The sequence below is a fragment of the Caballeronia sp. LZ024 genome (assembly GCF_031451455.1).
GTDB lineage: Bacteria > Pseudomonadota > Gammaproteobacteria > Burkholderiales > Burkholderiaceae > Caballeronia > Caballeronia telluris.
The window spans coordinates 356,398-375,200 of record NZ_JARUXL010000002.1 but is presented as its reverse complement, the minus strand read 5'-3'; the positions used below and the strand labels follow the sequence as shown (position 1 = coordinate 375,200).

Below are 18,803 nucleotides of genomic sequence, written 5' to 3'. Positions count from 1 at the left end.
GCCGGAGGGAGGTGCGCGTTGAAAGCCGGAACGTTAAGTTGGTCGCGTCAGACAACGGGAATGGCATGACCGCCGATGTCACCGCTCACGCGTTTGAACTGTTCTCACAGGCAGAGCGTATCGCCGACCGGTCACAGGGCGGACTGGGAATTGGTTTAGCGCTGGTGCGCAGTCTTGTAACGGCACATGGCGGTTCTGTCTATGCGTGGAGCGCTGGCCCCGGGCTTGGCAGCACCTTCGTCGTCTGCCTGCCGTACCTCGAAGTCACGCATGCGGGCGTTTATCGGGCCGAGCACCCAACGGCCGGCGAGTCGCCATCGCTCGCCAAGGACCGCGTCATGGTCATGCGCAACGGCGCCGTCGTGGCAACGCTGGATGCGGCGGGTCTGAGCAAAGAAGCCATCATTCGCGCGATGGGGCAGTTTGTCGAATGCGATGCGGTGCCCGAGCGCAACGGCAACGCGCAGGTCTCTTCGTCATCGGCCAATTTCGCGGGCATCAGGGTGACGCTGGTTCACTGCCTGACTTATGTAAGCTGCTCGGTCCTCGCCGCGATTGCGGCCCTGCTGCTCGCCGCCTTTTCCGGCGGGGCGACGCTCGACATGGGAGCCGACTACATGCTGCTTTCGGTAGCGGTGGTCGTGATCGGCGGCACCCAAGTCTCGGGTGGCAGGCCAAGTCCGACCGGCATCTGGACTGCTGCGGGGTTTCTGTTTCTTATCAACGCGCTTCTTAACGCGAGCGGCGCGGGGGCCGGACTGCGAGCGATCGTCTATGGCGCGCTGATCATCGGAGTCACGGCAATAGCGCCTAGCGCCGGCAATTCTCAGTCGTAGCCAGACTGGTCGCGTCGTCGGAAGCTCTCGCGTTAGTTCCGACGCGCAACGACCCAACGTGCTGCATCCCATCCGGCAACGCAATTCGCCGCGCTGCGTAAACAGCGCCGCCCCACAGGTTTCGGCCAGTGAGGTCAGCACCGCGAGTTCAATGCGCGAGTAAAAGATACGAGCGCTGTCACCGCACGGAAAGGCGGATACTGACTGTCGACGAACGACAAGCGACGCGCGAAGCGTGAAGACGAACAGCTCGTGACATCCCTGGTCACAAGCACGGCATCTGGAACTCGGCCATGCTTGCTTCGTACCGCGGGCGCTACTCCGGCACCGCATGGCCTGTAAGTGGACCACCATCGACGTCGAAAGGTCCAGATGTTTGTGCGCGCGAACGACTCTTTCTGGCAGCACCGGCTCGTCGACTGGAAAACGCAAGCAAGCGCGGCGGCGGTCGCGTTATGTCAGTCGAGCAACTCGGGCATTTACGGGTCGGTCCTGCTGCTCTGTGACAAGCAGCGTCGCCTGCATCGAGGTAGTGCAGCTGCTCGTGTTTCCTTGGTGCCACGAGGGACCGTGCAAGTTCATAAATAATCGTGCGCGACGGACCTCTACTGTCCGTCGCACGATCCGGCATCAAAGCACCGCTGACGGGTCGTTTAGCCATCCACGCTGACGGCTCGGGAAAAGCAGTCGGCCTTGACCGACGCTCGCCGTTCCACAGCCCTGCGGCCGCAGCGCGCCGCTTTGCTGTTATTCCCGGTGCGGTGCGATCGAATGTCGGCGCTCAGGAATGGCGAACATGTCTTGACGATCCACTGACGCCTGTCGCGCTGCAGGGGGTCAACGGCCGTTACCCGAGTGGCCAGGGTGTCCAGGCCCGCTCCGCGCCTCAAGTTGAACGCGAGACACGGACAGCATGGTGAACTGCCTAATCCTCCGAGATTGGCAGTGTCACTCGCGCAATCAGTCCGGTTTCGGGTCGATTGAACAAGGTTAAAGTTCCGTTATGCCCGCGCACGATGTCATCGACGATCGACAGGCCGAGCCCCACGCTTCCCCGCCGCTTCGTGCGTGCGTGATCCAGTCTCACGAACGGCTCGATCACCTCGCCTAGACGATCGGGCGGGATGCCTGGGCCATCGTCCGCGATATCGACGCGGATGCTTTCGTCTCCGACAGTCGCCGTAACCACGATCAGCTTGCCGAAATGAATGGCGTTGTCCATCAGATTGGAAAAAACGCGCTGGATGCCGTCCGGACGGCATAGAAACGGGATCTGGGCCGGCCCTTCATAACGGATCGCGACGCCCGATTCCGCGTATTCATCGCACAGCGTTTCGAGCAGCGCGCCGAGGTCGAGCCGGTCTTTCTTCTCCGTGCTCGCGTTGCTCGTCAGGAACGTAAGCGCGGACGCGACCATTGTCTGCATCAGCTCGATGTCGCGCGATAGCTTGGCGCGGTCGATTTCCTTGTCCTCATTATCGGTTTGCAAGCGCATGCGGGTCAACGGTGTACGCAAATCGTGGCTGATCGCCGCGAGCATACGCGTGCGGCTTTGCATCGACCGCGTGATGCGCTCTTGCATCAGATTGAACGCATGCGCCGCGCGCCGGATTTCGAGCGGTCCCTCTTCTTCGATGGGCGCGATCGCAATGTCGCGGCCGAAGGCATCGGCTTTCTCGGACAGGCGCCGCAACGGACGAATGACGCGCGACACCGCCCACGCGGACAACGCCGCCACGCCCACGCACAGGAACAAGAGCGCGCCGAAGAACGGAAAGGTAAAGCGAGGCGGCTCGGAGCCGACCCGATCCGTGCGTATTTCAAGCGTCGCGTCGCCGAGCGGAACGATCACCTGCATATCATGGACGGGATTTTTCGGATCGCACGAACGTACCGTCAGTCCTTGCGCGTCGGACAATTCTTCCTTTAGCACGGCTTCGAGGTCGTGGGTATCGAACGTGCTCCCGGAACAGCGCACCGGCCGGTCGATCAGCCGGGCGGCCATATTCGGGCGCTGCACCGCGGCGAGTGCGCTCGCGCGTTCCGCGCGCGGCAGATTCCTGAGAACGTTGACGAGTCCTTCGATGCGATACGTCGATTGCCACGGCCACGGTGGACTCGGCGGCGCGCCCGGATAGAACAGCAATGCGATGAACAGCATGAAGGTCGCGGCCGAGGAACACGCGACGATCGCGAGAATCTGGCCGAGCGTGGTTGCGAAGAAGTGCCGCATCAGACGATCGTCACGTCGGGCTGAAACGCGTAACCATCGGCGCGCATGGTGCGGATCGGGTCGTCGAGCGGATCGTCGCCGGAGAGCTTGCGACGCAGGCGGCTCACGAGCAAATCGACAGAACGCGCCGCAATCGGAAAGTTCTGGCCGCGCGTCAGGCTGATGAGTTCCTCGCGCGACAATACCCGCCGCGCATGCTGACACAGCACCAGCAGCAGATCCGTTTCCGCGCCCGTCAACGGCACCCGCAATCCCGTAGGCGAGCGCAAAAAACGCCGGTACGGATAGAAGGTGAAGCCGGAAAACTTCATCACGAGTTCCGTAGGCGGCGCCTTGTCCCTCTCTTGCTTCGAGCCAGCCTCGTTCGACTGGCGGCGTCGCAGCGCGACGCGAATGCGCGCCAGCAGTTCGCGCAGATCGAAGGGCTTGGTGACGTAGTCGTCCGCGCCGAGCTCGAGACCGATCACTTTGTCGGTGGCTTCGGACAGCGCGGTGAGCATGATGATTGGCGGGCCGCCCGATGCGCGCACACGCCGACAAAAGCTCAATCCGTCCTCGCCGGGCAGCATCACATCGAGCAGGATCAAATCGAATGCGCCGCGCGCGAGGATCTCATGCGCCGTCTCCGCGCTTCCGGCTATCTGCACGGCGTAGCCCTTGCCGCGCAGAAAATCCGCGAGCGCAGCACTGATGTCGGGATCGTCCTCGACGAGAAGAAGTTGGGTGTCGTTCAATTCGGTATGCCGTCACGATGAGTTCCCGCCCGCGCACTCCATTGCGATGCGTGCCGGCGCCTTCCCCGGATTTTCTTACAGAACGTGCCGCCGCTTCGTGTCAATCTCGACACAATATGTGAATGTCTATATGAATCAAGAACTTAGTTGATGTTATACGGGCAGACCCTTATCGTTGGAGCCTTCGGCACATCATGCGCGCCGCCATCGAACCTCTCCAACATGCCTGGTCAAGAATCAACGATAAACCTCCTCGTCGCCATCGCAGCCCTCATGTTCGCGCTCGGCGGATGCAGCGATCCATCCGCGTCCGCGGCGCCCCCATCCGCCAACGCAATGCCGCCGCAAGTCGCGGTGAACACGCTGCGCGCGCAGCGCATCCCGATGGTGGACGATCTTTCCGGCCGCCTGTCCTCGACCGAATTGGCCGACGTGCGCCCGCAAGTGGACGGCATCGTGCAGAAGCGGCTCTTTGTCGAAGGCTCGACGGTCAAGCAGGGACAACCGCTGTATCAGCTCGATGCCGCGAGCTATCAGGCCGCCTACAATACCGCGCTCGGCACGCTGCAGAAGGCCATCGCCACGTCGAAAGCCGCGGACGTCACCGCGCAACGCTACAAGGAACTGCTGAAAATCAAAGGCGTGAGCGAGCAGGACGTGGAGAACTACCTCGCCGCCGCGGACGAAGCACGGGCGGAAATCGTTACGGATCGTGGCGCGCTCGAAACCGCGCGCGTGAACCTCGCGCGCACGCGCATCGTCGCGCCGATCGCCGGGAAGATCGGCAAGTCGGCGGTCACGGAGGGCGCGCTCGTGACGTCGGACCAGACAACGGCGCTCGCCACCATCCAGTCGATGGACACGCTGTATCTCGACGTCACGCGTTCGAGCGCCGACGCATTGCGGCTCACGAAGGCCGTCGCGGCGGGCACGCTGCAAACCAGCACCAGCGAAGTCACGGTGCAGACCGAGGATGGTGCGCCGTATCCGCATCCGGGCAAACTGCTCTTTTCCGATGTAACCGTCGATCCGACAACCGGCTCGATCACCCTGCGCGCATTGGTTCCCAACCCGGAGCACCAGTTGCTGCCCGGCATGTACGTCACCGCACGCGTGAATGAAGGCGAACGCGACGCCGTTCTCGTACCTCAAACGCTCGTTAGCCGCAGCTCCGGCGGCGTTTCGACGGTGCTCGTCGTCAATGCGCAGAACGTGGTCGAAAGCCGTAAGGTGTCCACCGGCGACGCCTACGGCAGCGACTGGGTCGTGTCGGGCGGATTGCGCGCGGGCGAGCGCATCGCCATCGACAATCTGCAAACGCTCAGCGCGGGCATGAGGGTCGCGCCCGTCGAACGCGCGGCGGCGGATACGGCGGCACTGGCGAAGGGAGACTGACTTCATGCTCTCCCGCTTCTTCATACATCGGCCAGTGCTCGCGTGGGTCATCGCCATCGTCATCATGATGATCGGCGCGATCGCCTTGCGCACGCTGCCGGTCGAGCAATACCCGAGCGTCGCGCCGCCGTCCATCCGCATCAGCGCGACCTATCCGGGCGCGTCCGCCGATACGCTCGCGACCACCGTCACGCAGGTGATCGAGCAGGACATGATCGGCATCGACAACCTCATGTACATGTCGTCGTCGAGCAGTTCGGCGGGCACGGCCACCATTACCCTCACCTTCAAGTCGGGCACCAACGCGGATGTCGCCGCGATGCAGGTGCAAAACAAGGTGCAGGAAGCGAACGCGTCCTTGCCGACCGTCGTCCAGCAGGAAGGCATTCAGATTACGAAGACGTCCTCCGATTTCCTGATGATGGTCTCACTGACGTCCGCCGACGGACGGCTAAATGCCATCGATCTCGGCAATCTCGTCGCGACGCGGCTCGAAGACCCTATCACGCAGATCAGCGGCGTCGGCCAGGTTGTGCTGTTCGATGCACAGCATTCCATGCGCGTCTGGCTCGACCCGGTCAAGCTGAAGAGCGTCGGCCTGATGCCGAGCGATGTCACTTCCGCGATCGATTATCAGAACGCGCAGTTGTCCGTCGGACAGATCGGCGGCTCGCCACAAGTCATGTCGCAGGCGCTCAACGCGACCATCGTCACGCGCGGCTTTCTAAAGACAGCGGAAGACTTCGGCAATATCCTGCTGCGCGTGAACACGGACGGTTCGCGCGTCTATCTGAAGGATGTGGGCAAGGTCGAAGTCGGCGGCGACTCCTACGACATGACTTCGCGCCTGAACGGCAAGCCCGCAGCATCAATGGGCATCCAGCTCGCGACAGGTGCGAACGCGCTGAGCGTCGCGAAGGCGGTCCGCGCTGAACTCGCCGTGCTGCAAAAGCAGTTGCCGGGCGGCGTCGCGATCAGCGTGCCACACGACACGACGCCGTTCATATCGGCGTCAGTAACGGAAGTCGTGAAGACGCTGATCGAAGCAATCGTGCTTGTGTTTCTCGTCATGTACCTGTTCCTCGGCAATCTGCGCGCGACACTCATTCCCATCATCGTGGTGCCAGTCGCGCTGCTCGGCACGTTCGCGCTGATGTCGGCGGTCGGCTTCTCGATCAACGTGCTGTCGCTGTTCGCGCTGGTGCTGGCGATCGGGCTTCTGGTCGACGATGCAATCGTCGTGGTCGAGAACGTCGAGCGTTTGCTGAGCGAAGGCGCGAGTCCCGTCGATGCAACCATCGCGGCGATGAGCGAGATCGGCGGCGCGCTCGTCGGTGTGACGGCCGTGCTGACCGCCGTGTTCATCCCGATGGCATTCATGTCGGGATCGACCGGTCAGATCTATCGTCAGTTCTCACTGACCATCACCTCCGCGATGGTGCTGTCGGTTTTGCTAGCGTTGACGCTCACTCCCGCCCTGTGCGCGACGTTACTGCGTCCCATCGATCCGGCGCGCGAGCGGCGCGGCTTCTTCGCATGGTTCGAGCGCACGTTCGAGAAAGGCACGCGCCGCTATGAACGGCTGGTGACGCGCCTGGTCGGTCGTCCGCTACGCTCCATGGCGGCCTATGCCGCAATCTGCGCAGTGGCCGGACTGCTCTATTGGCAATTGCCGTCGTCGTTCCTGCCGAACGAGGATCAGGGCACGTTCATGACTCTGATCACCTTGCCCTCCGGCAGTTCGAGCGTGCAGACAAATGAAGTCGAAAAGCAAGTGGAGTCGTATTTCACGAGCCTGCCGGAGATCGCCGATATCGTCATGCTCGATGGCTTCAGCTTCGCCGGCGAAGGCCAGAACATGGCAATGGCGATGATAAAGCTCAAGGACTGGAAAGACCGCACCGGCGACGGGCAAAGCGCCGCCGATATCATCGACGCAGCGAACCGGCATTTTCGTTCCATCACGACGGCGCAGGTCTTCGCCATGAACCCGCCCGCCGTGCACGGGCTCGGCAGCTACAGCGGCGTGGATTTCGAACTGAAGGACATGGCGGGTCTCGGTCATGATGCGCTCGTCGCAGCGAAAGGCGCGTTGCTCGCGAAGGCCGCAAAGAACGCCAGAATCAGCGGCATGCGCGCCGCGGGCATGACGGACGAGCCGCAATACGAAGTGGATATCGATTATCTCAAGGCGTCGGCGCTCGGCGTGAGCGCGCAGAACATCAACAGCACCCTCGAAACCGCGTTCGGTTCCACCTACGTGAACAACTATGTCGATACAGGGCGCATTCAGAAAGTGTACGTGCAGGCGTTGCCGCAATATCGCATGATGCCGTCCGACATCGGCAAGTGGTTCGTGACCTCGGCAAATGCAGCAAGCACGAGTACGTCCACGACAACGACCACGGGCGCGAGTGGATACGACAATCAGATGGTGCCGTTCTCCGCGTTCGCCACCGGGCACTGGACCACGGGCGCGCCGCAGGTCGAGCGCTATAACCGCAGTCTGTCGATGGAAATGACCGCGCAGAGTCCGGACGGCATCAGCAGCGGCGACACGATGAAAGCTGTCGAAGCGCTCGTCGCGAAGCTGCCGTCAGGCATCGGCATGGAATGGACGGGCGAGTCGTATCAGGAACAACTGGCGGGATCTCAGGCGCTCTTTCTCTATGCGCTGTCGCTCGTCGCGGTGTTCCTTTGCCTCGCGGGTTTGTACGAAAGCTGGTCGGTCCCGTTTTCGGTGATTATGGTCGTGCCGCTCGGCATTGTCGGCGCGCTCGTCGCGGCGCATCTGCGCGATTTCAGCGACGACATCTATTTCAAGGTCGGCCTTCTGACCACCATCGGACTGGCGACGAAGAACGCCATTCTGATTGTCGAATACGCGAAGTCGCTGCATGAGCGGGGCCGCAGCCTGCGCGAAGCGGCGATCGAAGCCGCGCATCTGCGCTTGCGGCCTATCGTGATGACATCGCTCGCATTCGGTTTCGGCGTCCTGCCAATGGCGCTTGCGAGCGGCGCAGGCGCGGCAAGCCGCCAAAGCCTCGGCAATGGGGTGCTCGGCGGCGTGATCGCGGCTACTGTTCTCGCGATCGTCTTCGTGCCGGTGTTCTTCGTGCTTGTGAAAGGAATAGGATCCGACCGGAGGAAGAACGAAGGAGCCGCGCATGAATAAGCTCCGCACACTGAGCCGCGCATTGACTTTCTGCGTCGTCGCGGCGCTGGCCGCATGCACGCTGGAGCCTCACTATGAGCGCCCGGCCGCGCCCGTTCCATCCAGTTTTCCGCAGTATCGTTCGTCGAATCCGACGCAGGTCGAAGCCGCTCAAGGCGACGTACTCGCCGACTGGCGCGAATTCGTGCAGGACGCGGAGCTGCGGCAACTGATCGAGCTCGCACTTGCGAACAACCGAGACTTGCGACAAGCGGCCCTGCAGGTCGCGCAGTACGAAGCGCAATACCGCATCGTGCGCGCCGAACTCGGACCATCGATCACGGCGACGGCCACGCGGACGGCTTCGCATCAGTCGGGCTCGACGAGCCAAGGCGTGAGCATGGAACTCGGCACAAGCACGTGGGAACTCGACTTCTTCGGACGCATCCGCAGCCTGAAGGATCAGGCGCTGGAGCAGTATCTCTCGACCGATGCCGCGCGCCGCGGCACGCAAATCAGCCTCATTTCGACGATCGCGACCGATTATCTCGCGTGGTTGTCGGACCGTGCGCTGCTCGCCACGACGGAGCGCACCGTCAGTTCGTATCGCGATACCTACGAGACGACGCAGCGCGCCGCGCGACTGGGCGGCGGATCGATGGAAGACGTGCAATCCGCGCGCACGTCGCTCACGAGCGCGATGTCGAGCCTCGCGGCCTACCGTCGCGCCGTCGAGCAGGATCGCAACAACCTCGTCGCAGTGATCGGCTCGCCGTTGCCCGATGGTTTCCCCGACGACCGCACGCTGCCCGATGCCCCGCTCTTCTCGGACGTCCCGGAAGGCCTGCCCTCGTCGCTGATCACCGGGCGCCCAGATATCGTAGAAGCGGAGCACACGTTGAAGGCCGCCAACGCGTATATCGGCGCAGCGCGCGCTGCGTTCTTCCCGAGCGTCTCGTTGACAGCGACCGGCGGCGCCGCAAGCGACGCACTATCGTCGCTGTTCAAGGCCGGAACCGGCGCGTGGCTGTTCGAACCGTCGATCACCGTGCCGATCTTCGAATTCGGCAGCCTGCGCGCGACGCTCGACGCCGCGAAGATATCGACGAACATCCAGGTCGCCGCTTACGAAGGCACGATACAGACGGCCTTCAAGGAAGTGGCGAACGCGCTTGCCGCGCGGGCCACTTATGCCGATCAGACCGACGCCGATGCTCAGTACGTCGATGCCGCGCAGCAGTACTACGACATCGCGAACGCGCGCTATCGCGGCGGCCTCGACAGCTTTCTCACGCTGCTAACGGCGCAACGCACTTTGTTCAGCGCTCAGACGCAGCTCATCACCGACCGCGCCGCGCAGCAATCGAATGCGGTCACGCTTTATACCGCGCTCGGCGGCGGCTGGCGCAAGGAAGCGGCACAGGTCGCAAGCGCCGCGCCGTAAATGGCAGATGCGGCATAAACCCTGCTGCGTCAATTTTTAAACCGAAGGAGAATCGATATGTCACGAGAAATCCCGCAAGGCACGGGGCCGAGCCCGATCCGCGATGCGCGCGTACTGGAAACCATCGAGCGCATGAATGCCTCACGGCGCTTTCCTGCGCGCGATGCGTTCGATCGCCCATCTGGCAACAACGCGGAAGCCTTTGCCGATTACGGCTTCTCCATTCACCCCGATCAGGGCAATCTGATCTATCTTCTGTGCCGCGCGATGGGCGCGAAGCGGGTTGTCGATTTCGCGACCTCGATCGGCATGTCGGCGATTTATTTCGCTGCGGCGATGCGCGATAACGGCGGCGGTCGCGTGATCGGCTCTGAACTCGTGCAGGCGAAAGTCGACACCGCGCGCGCAAACCTCGCCGACGCGGGGCTCGCCGGCTTCGCTGATATCCGCGTGGGCGACGCGCGCGATACGCTGCGCGATCTCGGCGGCCCAATCGACTTCGCGCTGATCGACGGCTGGCCGCAACCGGAAGGTCCTTCGCTCGCCCGCACGGTGATCGAAATCGTCGCGCCGCAATTACGCGTCGGCGGCTATGTGTTGAACGACAACGCGGAGCCGGATTTTCTCGCGTTCATCCGCGACCCGGCTAACGGATTCATTTCGACCACGCTGCCGATTAAACGCGGTACCGAGCTAGCGCTGAAGATCGGTTGAAGCGTCGATGCAATCACGTCGTGAATGCCTGCTTGCAAAATTCGGGTTGAGCGCTGCGGCGCTGGCGCTGCCGAGCACCGTATGAGAGGCTGTCGCGACAGAGCCAAGACCGGGCAGCCGCAAGGCGGCTCGATGTCCCTAAACCGAGGTCCATGCAAGAACGGAATCGGCAAAGCCGGTGACATCCCACGAGAGGACACGATCTACCACGCGCGCAGGCGAGGATCACCCAATTCGGCCCGCTCGCTGCGCAAGAACGGGGCGGTCGTGCGCGCCTTAAGTCGTCCCTGAGACGACGCATGTCCTGAACGTGATCGTCGACCACTTCTGCCGCTGCGGTTCCATGATCGAAGACCGGCGGGATCCTACGGTACATCGTGTTCGCGAGCGTGTTTCGCGTCTGCGTGCCGGTCTCACCGGTCGTGCATGAACAGCAACAACGGATACGATCGCGTTGCGTTGTAGCTCAGACCGAAGTTGTAATGCTTGGCAAGCGTGTTCACTAGCTCGATGGTTGTACCGAGCGCGCTGGCGTATTCAAACCGTCCTATCAGGGATTGAGCGCGGTGGTCTAGGCCAGGCCGAATCTCAGGCGAAGCGCCCTTGTTTCGTGCTTGCAATCATTCCGCTCCGACCGATAGCTGCAAAAACAGGAGCGGAGTACGGCGTGACGACCGTGGGCAAAATGCCGAGAGACGCAGAGCAAGCTGTGACATGCAACCGCGACATCATCAGGCTTGGCCAAACTGAAGAGTGAACTCAAACCCGCCATCAGCCCACCAATCGCAGTTTGGCCAAAACGCCAGCGCCATCGAATCGATGCTACGCGCGATCGATAATTGCTTAGTAGGCTATCTGATTATGGGGAAAACCCTAAAATGGCTAACCCTTACTTCTGCAGCGACAATCATGACTACCCGCACCACACTTCTCCTCTGCGTCTTCTTGGGCATGCCGCTCGTCGCAACCTCGGGCGAAAACGACAACGTCAGCCATGCTCGACTTGTCGCCGAGCTCGGTCAGCTGGAGCAAATCGGATACATGCCGTCAGGTGACGATCCCGCCTATCCCGCCAACATGCAAGCGGCGCAGCGGCGCATGCAAATGGCCGCTGCATCCAAAGCGATCAAAACAGGCAACGCCGCGCTCGGCGGTACGATCGACGTCAACGCAGAGTCCGGACAAAGGAAGTAAGCAGCCAGCCCTTTAGAACTTGTGCATGATGCCTGCTTCGACAAGCGTTTGACTCTTGCTCGAGGACGGACTCGTTGTGTATATCTGCGCGAATGCGTTGGGCCCGCTCGCGCGCTGATAGATGCCGATCAGGAACAGGTCCGTACGTTTGGACAGGAAGTAGTGCGAGGCGATATCGAACTGGTTGTAGTGAGTCGAGCGCCCGACGGAATAGTCGCCGTGCGTATAGACATACGCCGCGCCCATTTCCCAGTCGGGACGGATGAACTTGTAGATCGCTCCCTCGACGTTTTGAAGGCGCAAGCCCGTGGAGTCCGCATAGTTGAATAGCACATTCGTGTAGTTGCCAAGGACGCTGAATATACCGAAGTCGTAAGTGCCACCCACGCCCATGATGCGCTGCTGATCGGCACCCGCTCCACCCGGGCTCGTCACGAATGGGGAGCTGAAGCCCCAGCCCGTGCTATCCACGGCGCCGCTCGTCACGTTCGAAGGATTGGCCGCGCTGCGCCGGTTAAACTGCGTAAACGCCGCAGCTACCTTCAATGGCCCGTGCACATAGGAGACGCTGCCACTGTAGCCGTCGTTGTTCGAGAACTGCGTGGAGTTCGAAAATGCGAAGCTGCCCGCGAAGCTCAAGCCCGCAAACGCCGGCGATGCGTAACGCACTGCGTTGTTGAAGCGGTTTGTGAAGAACATGTTGTCGTTGTCGCCAATGTGTGCACCGTATCCTGCGAACACGTTCGACGACGTCGCGAACCACATAGTGTTGGTCATTTCTTCGTATTGGCGGCCGAGCGTGATGGTGCCATAACCTCTGTTGCTGAGGCCCACATATGCCTGTCGGCCAAACGTGCCGCCAAGCATCGCGCCGTTGGTGATGTTGAAGCCGTTCTCAAGGGTGAAGATAGCCTGCGTGCCGCCGCCAAGATCCTCGACGCCGCGCAAGCCCCATCGCGGCGGCATCATCCCGCCATTGGACAAAGCAAAAAGATGATTGCCCTTTGAGTTGCTGACATATTCCAGCGTAGTCGACAGCACCCCGTACAGCGTGACGCTGCTCTGCGCATGTGCGCCGTTCACAACTAACGACGACAATACAACGCTAGCGGCCACGCCTGATACGCGACGGATCAGGCCTTTGCTCTCGGTGGGTTCAACGATATTCTTCACCTTCTGTCTCCCGGTGGTTTTACTTTGTATAGGCGCGCGGATGCGCTCCGGCACGCGCGCCGGTGATTTTCCGTATCGTGATGGGCGATTATGTCGTGCGACGCGCGTAACGCATGCGACGAATCAGTGGTGCCCGAGTGGTTGTACGTCGTTGACGGATGCGTGGTCGGAACGCGTTCGCATGACGATCGGTGCGAGCTGCAACACGGTCGCGCCGACCATCAACGCGATGCGCACTTTCCAGCCGCCTTCGTAGAACGTCGCGAACACGGCGGGCGGACCGAGCAGCACGCCGAGATAGGTCGCCTGTGAAACGAGGCCACTTGTCGCGCCGAGTGTAGCGGGCGTCGGCGCGGCAGACGGAACCAGTGTCCAGATCGTGGCGTTTACGACACCAATGCCTAGCGAGAACGCGCATACCGCTGCGGACGCACCAACGAGCGCGGTCGCCGGAAGATACAGCACGACGCCGCCCGCCAGCATCACGGCACCGCCCGCGAGCGCGAGGACCCGGGTCTTCGCGCCGGACTTGAGCAGATGCCCGACGCTCAGACAGCCCACTGCCACAAATACTTCAGCGAGCGTGCCGATGCCTGCGGCGAGCGCGATCGAAATCTGAAAGCGGCGCGCAAGATAGACGGTCAACGCGGCCATCACACCCGTCTGAATGAACGCGGACGCTCCCGATGCAAGCGCGACCCGATACGGCGCGCGGCTTCTGAGGACGAGCCAGATATCGCCGATCCGCCTGTCATGCGTCTGGCCGATCTTCCTGGGCAGCAGAAATGCGGCGGCGGTGAGAGCCGCCATCAGGATCGCGTGGCCGCCGAACGCCCAGCGCCATGCGTCTCCGTGCTGCGCGAGCGGCGCGACGACGCTGAGTGTAAGACCGATTCCGACGGCCGTATGCGACGTCCACAGGCCGAGCGCGATACTGCGGCGCGCGCCGGTCGTCGTGCGCATGATGAGCGTCACGGCACCCACGGTCAGCGATAGATAACCTACGCCTTCCAGAAGACGGCTTGCGAAGAGCGAGGCGATGTCGTGCGCAAAAAACACGCCCATATTGCCGACGAACGCGAAAATCGAACCGCCCAGAATAACGCGCTTGTCGCCGATGCGGTCGACGAGCCATCCCGCGAAAAGCGCGAATAGCGCGGTAATGAGCGACGGAATCGAAATGACCCACCCCGACGCCGCATGCGATAGATGAAAATAGCTCGCGATATCCCCGATGATTGGCACCGACTGCGTGACGAGCGAGGTCGCCACAGTGCCGAAGATATACAGCAAGATGATGCAAGGCCAGCTTCCTGCGGTAAGCATCGTTGTCTCCTGAGATAGGCCAATATGCTTTGGCTCGTTCGTCGTCTTTTTTACCAAACATCCAAAGGCATCGCTAGCGGCGCTGCCAGTCGAGCAGGCGCAATATATTGCCGCCCATGACGCTTTCCCGATCGGCTGCGGAGAGCCACGGCAAGTTCTCGCGAAAGTGCGCCAAACATTGCCAGTACGGGTGATGCAGGCGAGAAAGATCGCTTCCCCACATCACGCGATCCGGCCCGAAGGTGTCGACCACGCGGCGCAGCGTCTCGTTGAGAGAATGGAACGGATAGGGGTCGAGCGCATAGTCACCCACGCCCACTGCCTTCACGTACACGTTCGCGTAGCGCGCGAGGGCGAGCAATTCCGGCAGGTGTTCGAACGCGCCTGGCCCGGTCGCCCCGCGCGGCACGCCGAGATGATCGACAATCAGCGTGAGGCGCGGGTGACGTTCCGCGATCTCCCCTGCCTTCGCAAGAGCGCCGGGCACAAGCATCGCAACGGGAAGCCCCGTCTCCTCGGCGACGGGCCATACGTCGTCGAAACGCCCATCCAGAAGCGGTGCCGCGCGCTCCTTGGTGTTGAAGAGAAAGCGGATGCCGAGCATACCCGGTTGATCGCGCCAGTGGCGCACGCGGCTCGCGGCGGCTTCCGGTCCTGTATCGAGAAGGCCCATCACGGCGAAGCGGTTCGGCTCGCGTGCGGCAAGTGACAGCGAGTAGCCATTGCCGCTAGGGTCCCACAGCGGTGGCACCAGCACTGCCCGGTCCACGCCCGCCTGTGCCATTTCGGCGGAAAGTGTCGGCGCGTCGATAGGCGTGCGCCGATGATGCCCGGTCGATTCCCCCTGCGACCAAATATGTACTTGAGCGTCTACGATCTGCATGAGCGATTTAGGAACTGTCAATTGCCGTTAAAGAGTTTGCCCGCGCCTTCAATGTTGCCGCGCCATCCGGCCGCCTGAAGCACCGCCCATAGCATCGCCTGATTGCTCGTGACGACGGGCAGATTCAGTTCGGCTTCAAGGACCTTCACCGCTTCGAATGCGCGCACGTTCGCACACGACAGAAGCAGCGCGCGCGTGTCGCCGTCCACGTGCATCTTTACAGTCTCTGCTATCTCCTCGGGCTGCATTTGCGCGGCGACCTTCGCATCGGTAAAGCCAAGCGATACGGTGCGCTGGACGTCCAGATTCGCGTCGACGAGCGACTGGCGCTCCACGCGCGAGAAATCGTCGCCGAACGGGCAGACGTGCAGAACGGCTTCGGCGCACACGAACCGGAGGGCGTCCTTGATCGCGACCATCGTATTCGTCGAAGGAACGCCGAGCTTCTCGGTCATGCACGCGGCAAGCGCCACGTCGCAGCCGCTGCCGTGGGCGACGCTCGCGCCAGTGCAGTTGAAGGCGATCGCATCAGGCGACAGGTCCTTCAGATACTCCACTTCGTCGATGGCTTCGAGATAAGCGCGCGTCAGACTGTCCATGCTCACGCGGCCGTTTTCCTTGCGCAGCCTGATGCGATGAACGTGGTACGACACATCGGCCGGGCAAAAAGCACGGAAATCGTCTTCCGCTATCGTGTTCAGGGACGGCACAATCATGCCGAGTCGCAGTCGCTTCATCGTGTCTCCGTTCGATTTTCAATGCTGCCCTGGCGTTTTTTTGATCGTGTGTCCAGTGAGTTTTCAGTCTATTTGCCCCGAGCTTGCAGGCCCAATTGAAAACGCGCCGTGGTCATCTGTTTTTGCTGTTTCGGTTGCCTTCTGCCGGCAAGCGGTTCGCGCTCAACTGCGCTGACGCGACGCATCCAGACGGGCTTCCGGCTCGTTCGCCGTTTCGTCGAATGTTTCGAGCGACTTGCCGCGCGCTTCAATACCGATGGTGAGATACGTCACGCCGCACACGCACAGGCAGAATGCGAGAAACTGGAATGCGGGAACGATCACTGACACGGTCGCGGAAGGCATGACCACATTGCTGGATCCCGCTGTCAGCGCAAGTCCCATCGGTCCGAGAATCTTGCCGACAGAGCCGGCCAATCCTGCGAAACCGGAGCCGGTGCCACGCAAGCGTGATGGCCAGATCTCCGTCGAATACGCGGCGCAGACCGAAAGACTGCCGTCGGCAAAGACAAACGCGACCAACAGTGGCAGCCAGAACCACTGCGTCGAAAATAGATCTCCGTGGCCCACGTATCCAGCGGCGAGCAACGCGACGGCCGCCGCCAGCGCGAAAGATCCTCCCGTCTTCCTGCGGCCGACTCTGTCCGCGAGCGCCGCAGCGGCAAGACGTGAGAGGATACCTAGCACGCTGAAGCCGATCATCACCTCCGATGCGAATACGGGCGAGAACGACTGGACCTGTGACATCAGCGTAGGCGCCCACAGTACGACGCCGTAATAGCCGGAGATCAGGCCGATGTTGACAAGCGCCGTCGTCAGTACGCTTCGCGGGCAGCGCAGAATATCGAACCAGCTATGTGACGGCGCGGGGCGCGGAGCTTCGCTGTCGAGGTCGAACGCCGTATCGCCAAGTGCCCACGCGACCGACTTGCGCGCCGCGTCGTGCCGCCCTTGCAGCGCGAGCCAACGCGGCGATTCGGGAATGCGGAAAGCACCGACGAGCGCGATCAGGGCGGGCGCGGCGCCGAGCAGGAATGTCCAGCGCCAGCCTATCGACGGAATGATCCATGCGCCGCTGAACGCGCCCAGCAGTAGACCGCCTGTTGTAATCGCAGAGACGATGCCTGTCAGCATGCCACGCCGCTTCGGCGGAGTGAACTCTTGCACGAGCGCAATCTGAATGAAGTACCCGGCCGAGCAAAAGCCGATGACAGTACGCAGCACGGACATGTAAATCCAGCCACGTTCCGGCGTGAACGCGAGCCCGACGCTCGCGGCCGCCAGCAGCAGCAGTGACACCACGAACACCGGTTTGCGGCCAAAGCGGTCCGCGACTTTGCCCCATACGACGCCACCGACAATGGCTCCGACACCCGACGCCAGCAGCACGACGCCCATGATGCCATAGGTGAGTCCCCACGGTTTGATGAGAAAGGCCATCGTGAAGCCGATCAGAAATGCATCCCAAAACTCCAGCATGCTGCCGATGCCGACGAGGCCCAACAGTATCCTTTGATTGTTCGAGAGCGTCGATTGATCCTGAAATGGGCTGCGCCCGGGCTGCGCCTGAAGCATGATTGTCTCCGTCCGTATAGCAACGTTCTTTAGTATAGCTACGTATAATTTGAATATTTCGCCGTATTGAAATCGAAATAATTTAGTTTCCGAGCGGCTCTCCGGCGATGGCGGCGGCGTTCTTTTTCAGGTTGTGAAGGAAGGCGGCCTGCACTTCGTTCGGCGCCCAGCCGCGTCGCATTGTGATGCCGAACATCGGGCCGATCCACGGTACGTCGACGGGAAGCGGCGCCAGAAAGCCGAAACGCCGTTCACTAAGAATCTCGGTCCAGCTCAGAATCGTCAACATGTCCGACTCCGCGAGCGTGATGCGTATCGTGGAGAGCGAATAGGTCTCGATGCTCGCGGGCGGTGGCGTCCCTTCTGAAAAGAGGTTTTCGTAGGCCTCTCTGCGAGGCGAGCCCTTCGGCGGCAATACCCACTGATAACGTCTCAGTGATTCGACGGTGGGCGTAATCGTGCGTGTGAGCGGGTGATTGCGGCTCGCCACCACGAAGTAGCGCTCACGGTAAAGCGGCTCCTCGACGAAATCGAAGGCCTGTCCCGGTTGCTTGAGCAGGCCGATCATGAAGTCGATATCGCCCCTCGACAGCTTGTTGAGCAGCGACTCGTAGATGCCCGACAAAACGGTCACGCGCGTGTCGGGAAATTGCGTGCTGAGCGCGCGGATGGCATTGACGATCAAAATGGTCGGGTCGAGCAGCAGCACGCCGACCGTTACCGACCTTTCCTTCGGAAACTCGTAGACCTTGACCGTCTCGACCAGCGCCGCAGTTTGATTGCATACGAGCTTGAGCCGCTGCGCGAAAGCTTGGCCCGTTTCGGTGGTCGTTATGCCCGAAGCGGTATGCCGGTAAAGTTGCGCGCCGAGGTTCTGCTCAAGCGTGCGCGCCGCACGCTGCAACGACGCCTCCGTAATGCCGAGCATGCGTGCGGCCGCACGAAACGACCCGCGCTCCTCAATCGCGATGAGGCAGCGCATCTGCGTCCGTGTGATGCCGCTCGCAAGTGCGAGAGCCGACACCTTGCGGGTGCTGCCGAGCAGCAGGACAGCCTCCTCCGCCGCCTGCAGAATGCGTCTCGCGCGCACGAGCGCTGCGACGCCGACGGGCGTAAGCCAGGTGCCGGTGGTCGACCGTTCGAAGAGACTTGCGCTTAGTGAAGTCTCGAATGCGGCAATGGATGATGTCGTCGCGGGCTGAGAGCGCAGCAGTTCCTGCGAAGCCTGCGTTACGCTCTCATGCCGAGCCACCGCCTCGAACACGCGCAGTTGCCAGAGGCTTGGCAGCTCTTGCCCTTCCTTCGACGGCTTTGCTGGCTTACCATCATTGCCCTCGCTGCCGCATACCGCTGGCTCGACCTTCTCCATTGTGTGCCCGAATTTATTGACCAGCACTTCGAAGTC

Annotated in this window: 14 protein-coding genes; 6 read left to right on the top strand and 8 right to left on the bottom strand. The window is 61.8% G+C overall.

All coding sequences use genetic code 11. The features are described 5' to 3' along the window. Positions 1 to 65 precede the first annotated feature (65 nt). A complete protein-coding gene (locus tag QCE48_RS17115) occupies positions 66 to 836 on the top strand; it encodes an ATP-binding protein (RefSeq protein ID WP_309788646.1) in 771 nt (256 codons plus the stop codon). 925 nt (positions 837 to 1,761) lie between these two features. Here QCE48_RS17115 and QCE48_RS17110 read toward each other — a convergent pair. Next, positions 1,762 to 3,069 (bottom strand): ATP-binding protein, encoded by a 1,308-nt coding sequence (locus QCE48_RS17110; RefSeq protein WP_309788645.1) that lies wholly within the window; start codon positions 3,067 to 3,069, stop codon positions 1,762 to 1,764. Beyond that, on the bottom strand, positions 3,069 to 3,803 hold the full coding sequence (locus QCE48_RS17105; protein ID WP_309788644.1) for a response regulator transcription factor: 735 nt from the start codon (positions 3,801 to 3,803) through the stop codon (positions 3,069 to 3,071). The genes QCE48_RS17110 and QCE48_RS17105 overlap by 1 nt, the downstream gene beginning before the upstream one ends. A 336-nt stretch (positions 3,804 to 4,139) precedes the next feature. Here QCE48_RS17105 and QCE48_RS17100 point away from each other — a divergent pair, with 336 nt between their 5' ends. The 5 genes from QCE48_RS17100 to QCE48_RS17080 all read left to right on the top strand — a co-directional run bounded on the left by QCE48_RS17100 (position 4,140) and on the right by QCE48_RS17080 (position 11,704). Then, entirely contained in the window at positions 4,140 to 5,198 is a 1,059-nt protein-coding gene (locus tag QCE48_RS17100; RefSeq protein WP_309788643.1) for an efflux RND transporter periplasmic adaptor subunit, read from the top strand. Between the two features lie 4 nt (positions 5,199 to 5,202). Continuing rightward, positions 5,203 to 8,373, top strand: coding sequence for an efflux RND transporter permease subunit (locus tag QCE48_RS17095; RefSeq protein ID WP_309788642.1), 3,171 nt, complete (start codon positions 5,203 to 5,205; stop codon positions 8,371 to 8,373). Between the two features lie 10 nt (positions 8,374 to 8,383). Next, positions 8,384 to 9,796: an efflux transporter outer membrane subunit gene (locus QCE48_RS17090; protein ID WP_404983512.1), complete on the top strand. Its 1,413-nt coding sequence runs from the start codon at positions 8,384 to 8,386 to the stop codon at positions 9,794 to 9,796. Positions 9,797 to 9,853: 57 nt separating this feature from the next. Further along, entirely contained in the window at positions 9,854 to 10,510 is a 657-nt protein-coding gene (locus QCE48_RS17085) for a class I SAM-dependent methyltransferase (RefSeq protein ID WP_309788640.1), read from the top strand. Positions 10,511 to 11,419: 909 nt separating this feature from the next. After that, the gene (locus tag QCE48_RS17080) at positions 11,420 to 11,704 is read left to right on the top strand and encodes a hypothetical protein (protein ID WP_309788639.1); all 285 of its coding nucleotides are present in this window, start codon (positions 11,420 to 11,422) and stop codon (positions 11,702 to 11,704) included. Positions 11,705 to 11,716: 12 nt separating this feature from the next. Here the strand turns inward: QCE48_RS17080 and QCE48_RS17075 are convergent, their stop codons facing one another. From QCE48_RS17075 to QCE48_RS17050, 6 genes are all read right to left on the bottom strand, one after another. Beyond that, positions 11,717 to 12,877 (bottom strand): porin, encoded by a 1,161-nt coding sequence (locus tag QCE48_RS17075; protein ID WP_309788638.1) that lies wholly within the window; start codon positions 12,875 to 12,877, stop codon positions 11,717 to 11,719. A gap of 123 nt (positions 12,878 to 13,000) precedes the next feature. Further along, positions 13,001 to 14,203 (bottom strand): MFS transporter, encoded by a 1,203-nt coding sequence (locus tag QCE48_RS17070; protein WP_309788637.1) that lies wholly within the window; start codon positions 14,201 to 14,203, stop codon positions 13,001 to 13,003. A gap of 73 nt (positions 14,204 to 14,276) precedes the next feature. Continuing rightward, entirely contained in the window at positions 14,277 to 15,086 is an 810-nt protein-coding gene (locus tag QCE48_RS17065; RefSeq protein ID WP_309788636.1) for an amidohydrolase family protein, read from the bottom strand. A 17-nt stretch (positions 15,087 to 15,103) separates the two neighbouring features. Further along, a complete protein-coding gene (locus QCE48_RS17060; RefSeq protein WP_309788635.1) occupies positions 15,104 to 15,823 on the bottom strand; it encodes a hypothetical protein in 720 nt (239 codons plus the stop codon). 162 nt (positions 15,824 to 15,985) lie between these two features. Then, positions 15,986 to 17,398 carry an MFS transporter gene (locus QCE48_RS17055; protein ID WP_309794245.1) on the bottom strand — a complete coding sequence of 471 codons (1,413 nt, stop codon included), beginning with the start codon at positions 17,396 to 17,398 and terminating at the stop codon, positions 15,986 to 15,988. Between the two features lie 82 nt (positions 17,399 to 17,480). Further along, the gene (locus QCE48_RS17050) at positions 17,481 to 18,794 is read right to left on the bottom strand and encodes a LysR family transcriptional regulator (protein ID WP_309788633.1); all 1,314 of its coding nucleotides are present in this window, start codon (positions 18,792 to 18,794) and stop codon (positions 17,481 to 17,483) included. Positions 18,795 to 18,803: the final 9 nt, after the last annotated feature.

What these genes read in the sequence shown, in the direction of transcription:
- QCE48_RS17115 (WP_309788646.1), top strand. Translation starts at nt 66, where the DNA reads ATGACCGCCGATGTCACCGCTCACGCGTTTGAACTGTTCTCACAGGCA.
- QCE48_RS17110 (WP_309788645.1), bottom strand. Translation starts at nt 3,069, where the DNA reads ATGCGGCACTTCTTCGCAACCACGCTCGGCCAGATTCTCGCGATCGTC.
- QCE48_RS17100 (WP_309788643.1), top strand. Translation starts at nt 4,140, where the DNA reads ATGCCGCCGCAAGTCGCGGTGAACACGCTGCGCGCGCAGCGCATCCCG.
- QCE48_RS17095 (WP_309788642.1), top strand. Translation starts at nt 5,203, where the DNA reads ATGCTCTCCCGCTTCTTCATACATCGGCCAGTGCTCGCGTGGGTCATC.
- QCE48_RS17085 (WP_309788640.1), top strand. Translation starts at nt 9,854, where the DNA reads ATGTCACGAGAAATCCCGCAAGGCACGGGGCCGAGCCCGATCCGCGAT.
- QCE48_RS17080 (WP_309788639.1), top strand. Translation starts at nt 11,420, where the DNA reads ATGACTACCCGCACCACACTTCTCCTCTGCGTCTTCTTGGGCATGCCG.
- QCE48_RS17070 (WP_309788637.1), bottom strand. Translation starts at nt 14,203, where the DNA reads ATGCTTACCGCAGGAAGCTGGCCTTGCATCATCTTGCTGTATATCTTC.
- QCE48_RS17065 (WP_309788636.1), bottom strand. Translation starts at nt 15,086, where the DNA reads ATGCAGATCGTAGACGCTCAAGTACATATTTGGTCGCAGGGGGAATCG.
- QCE48_RS17060 (WP_309788635.1), bottom strand. Translation starts at nt 15,823, where the DNA reads ATGAAGCGACTGCGACTCGGCATGATTGTGCCGTCCCTGAACACGATA.
- QCE48_RS17055 (WP_309794245.1), bottom strand. Translation starts at nt 17,398, where the DNA reads ATGCTTCAGGCGCAGCCCGGGCGCAGCCCATTTCAGGATCAATCGACG.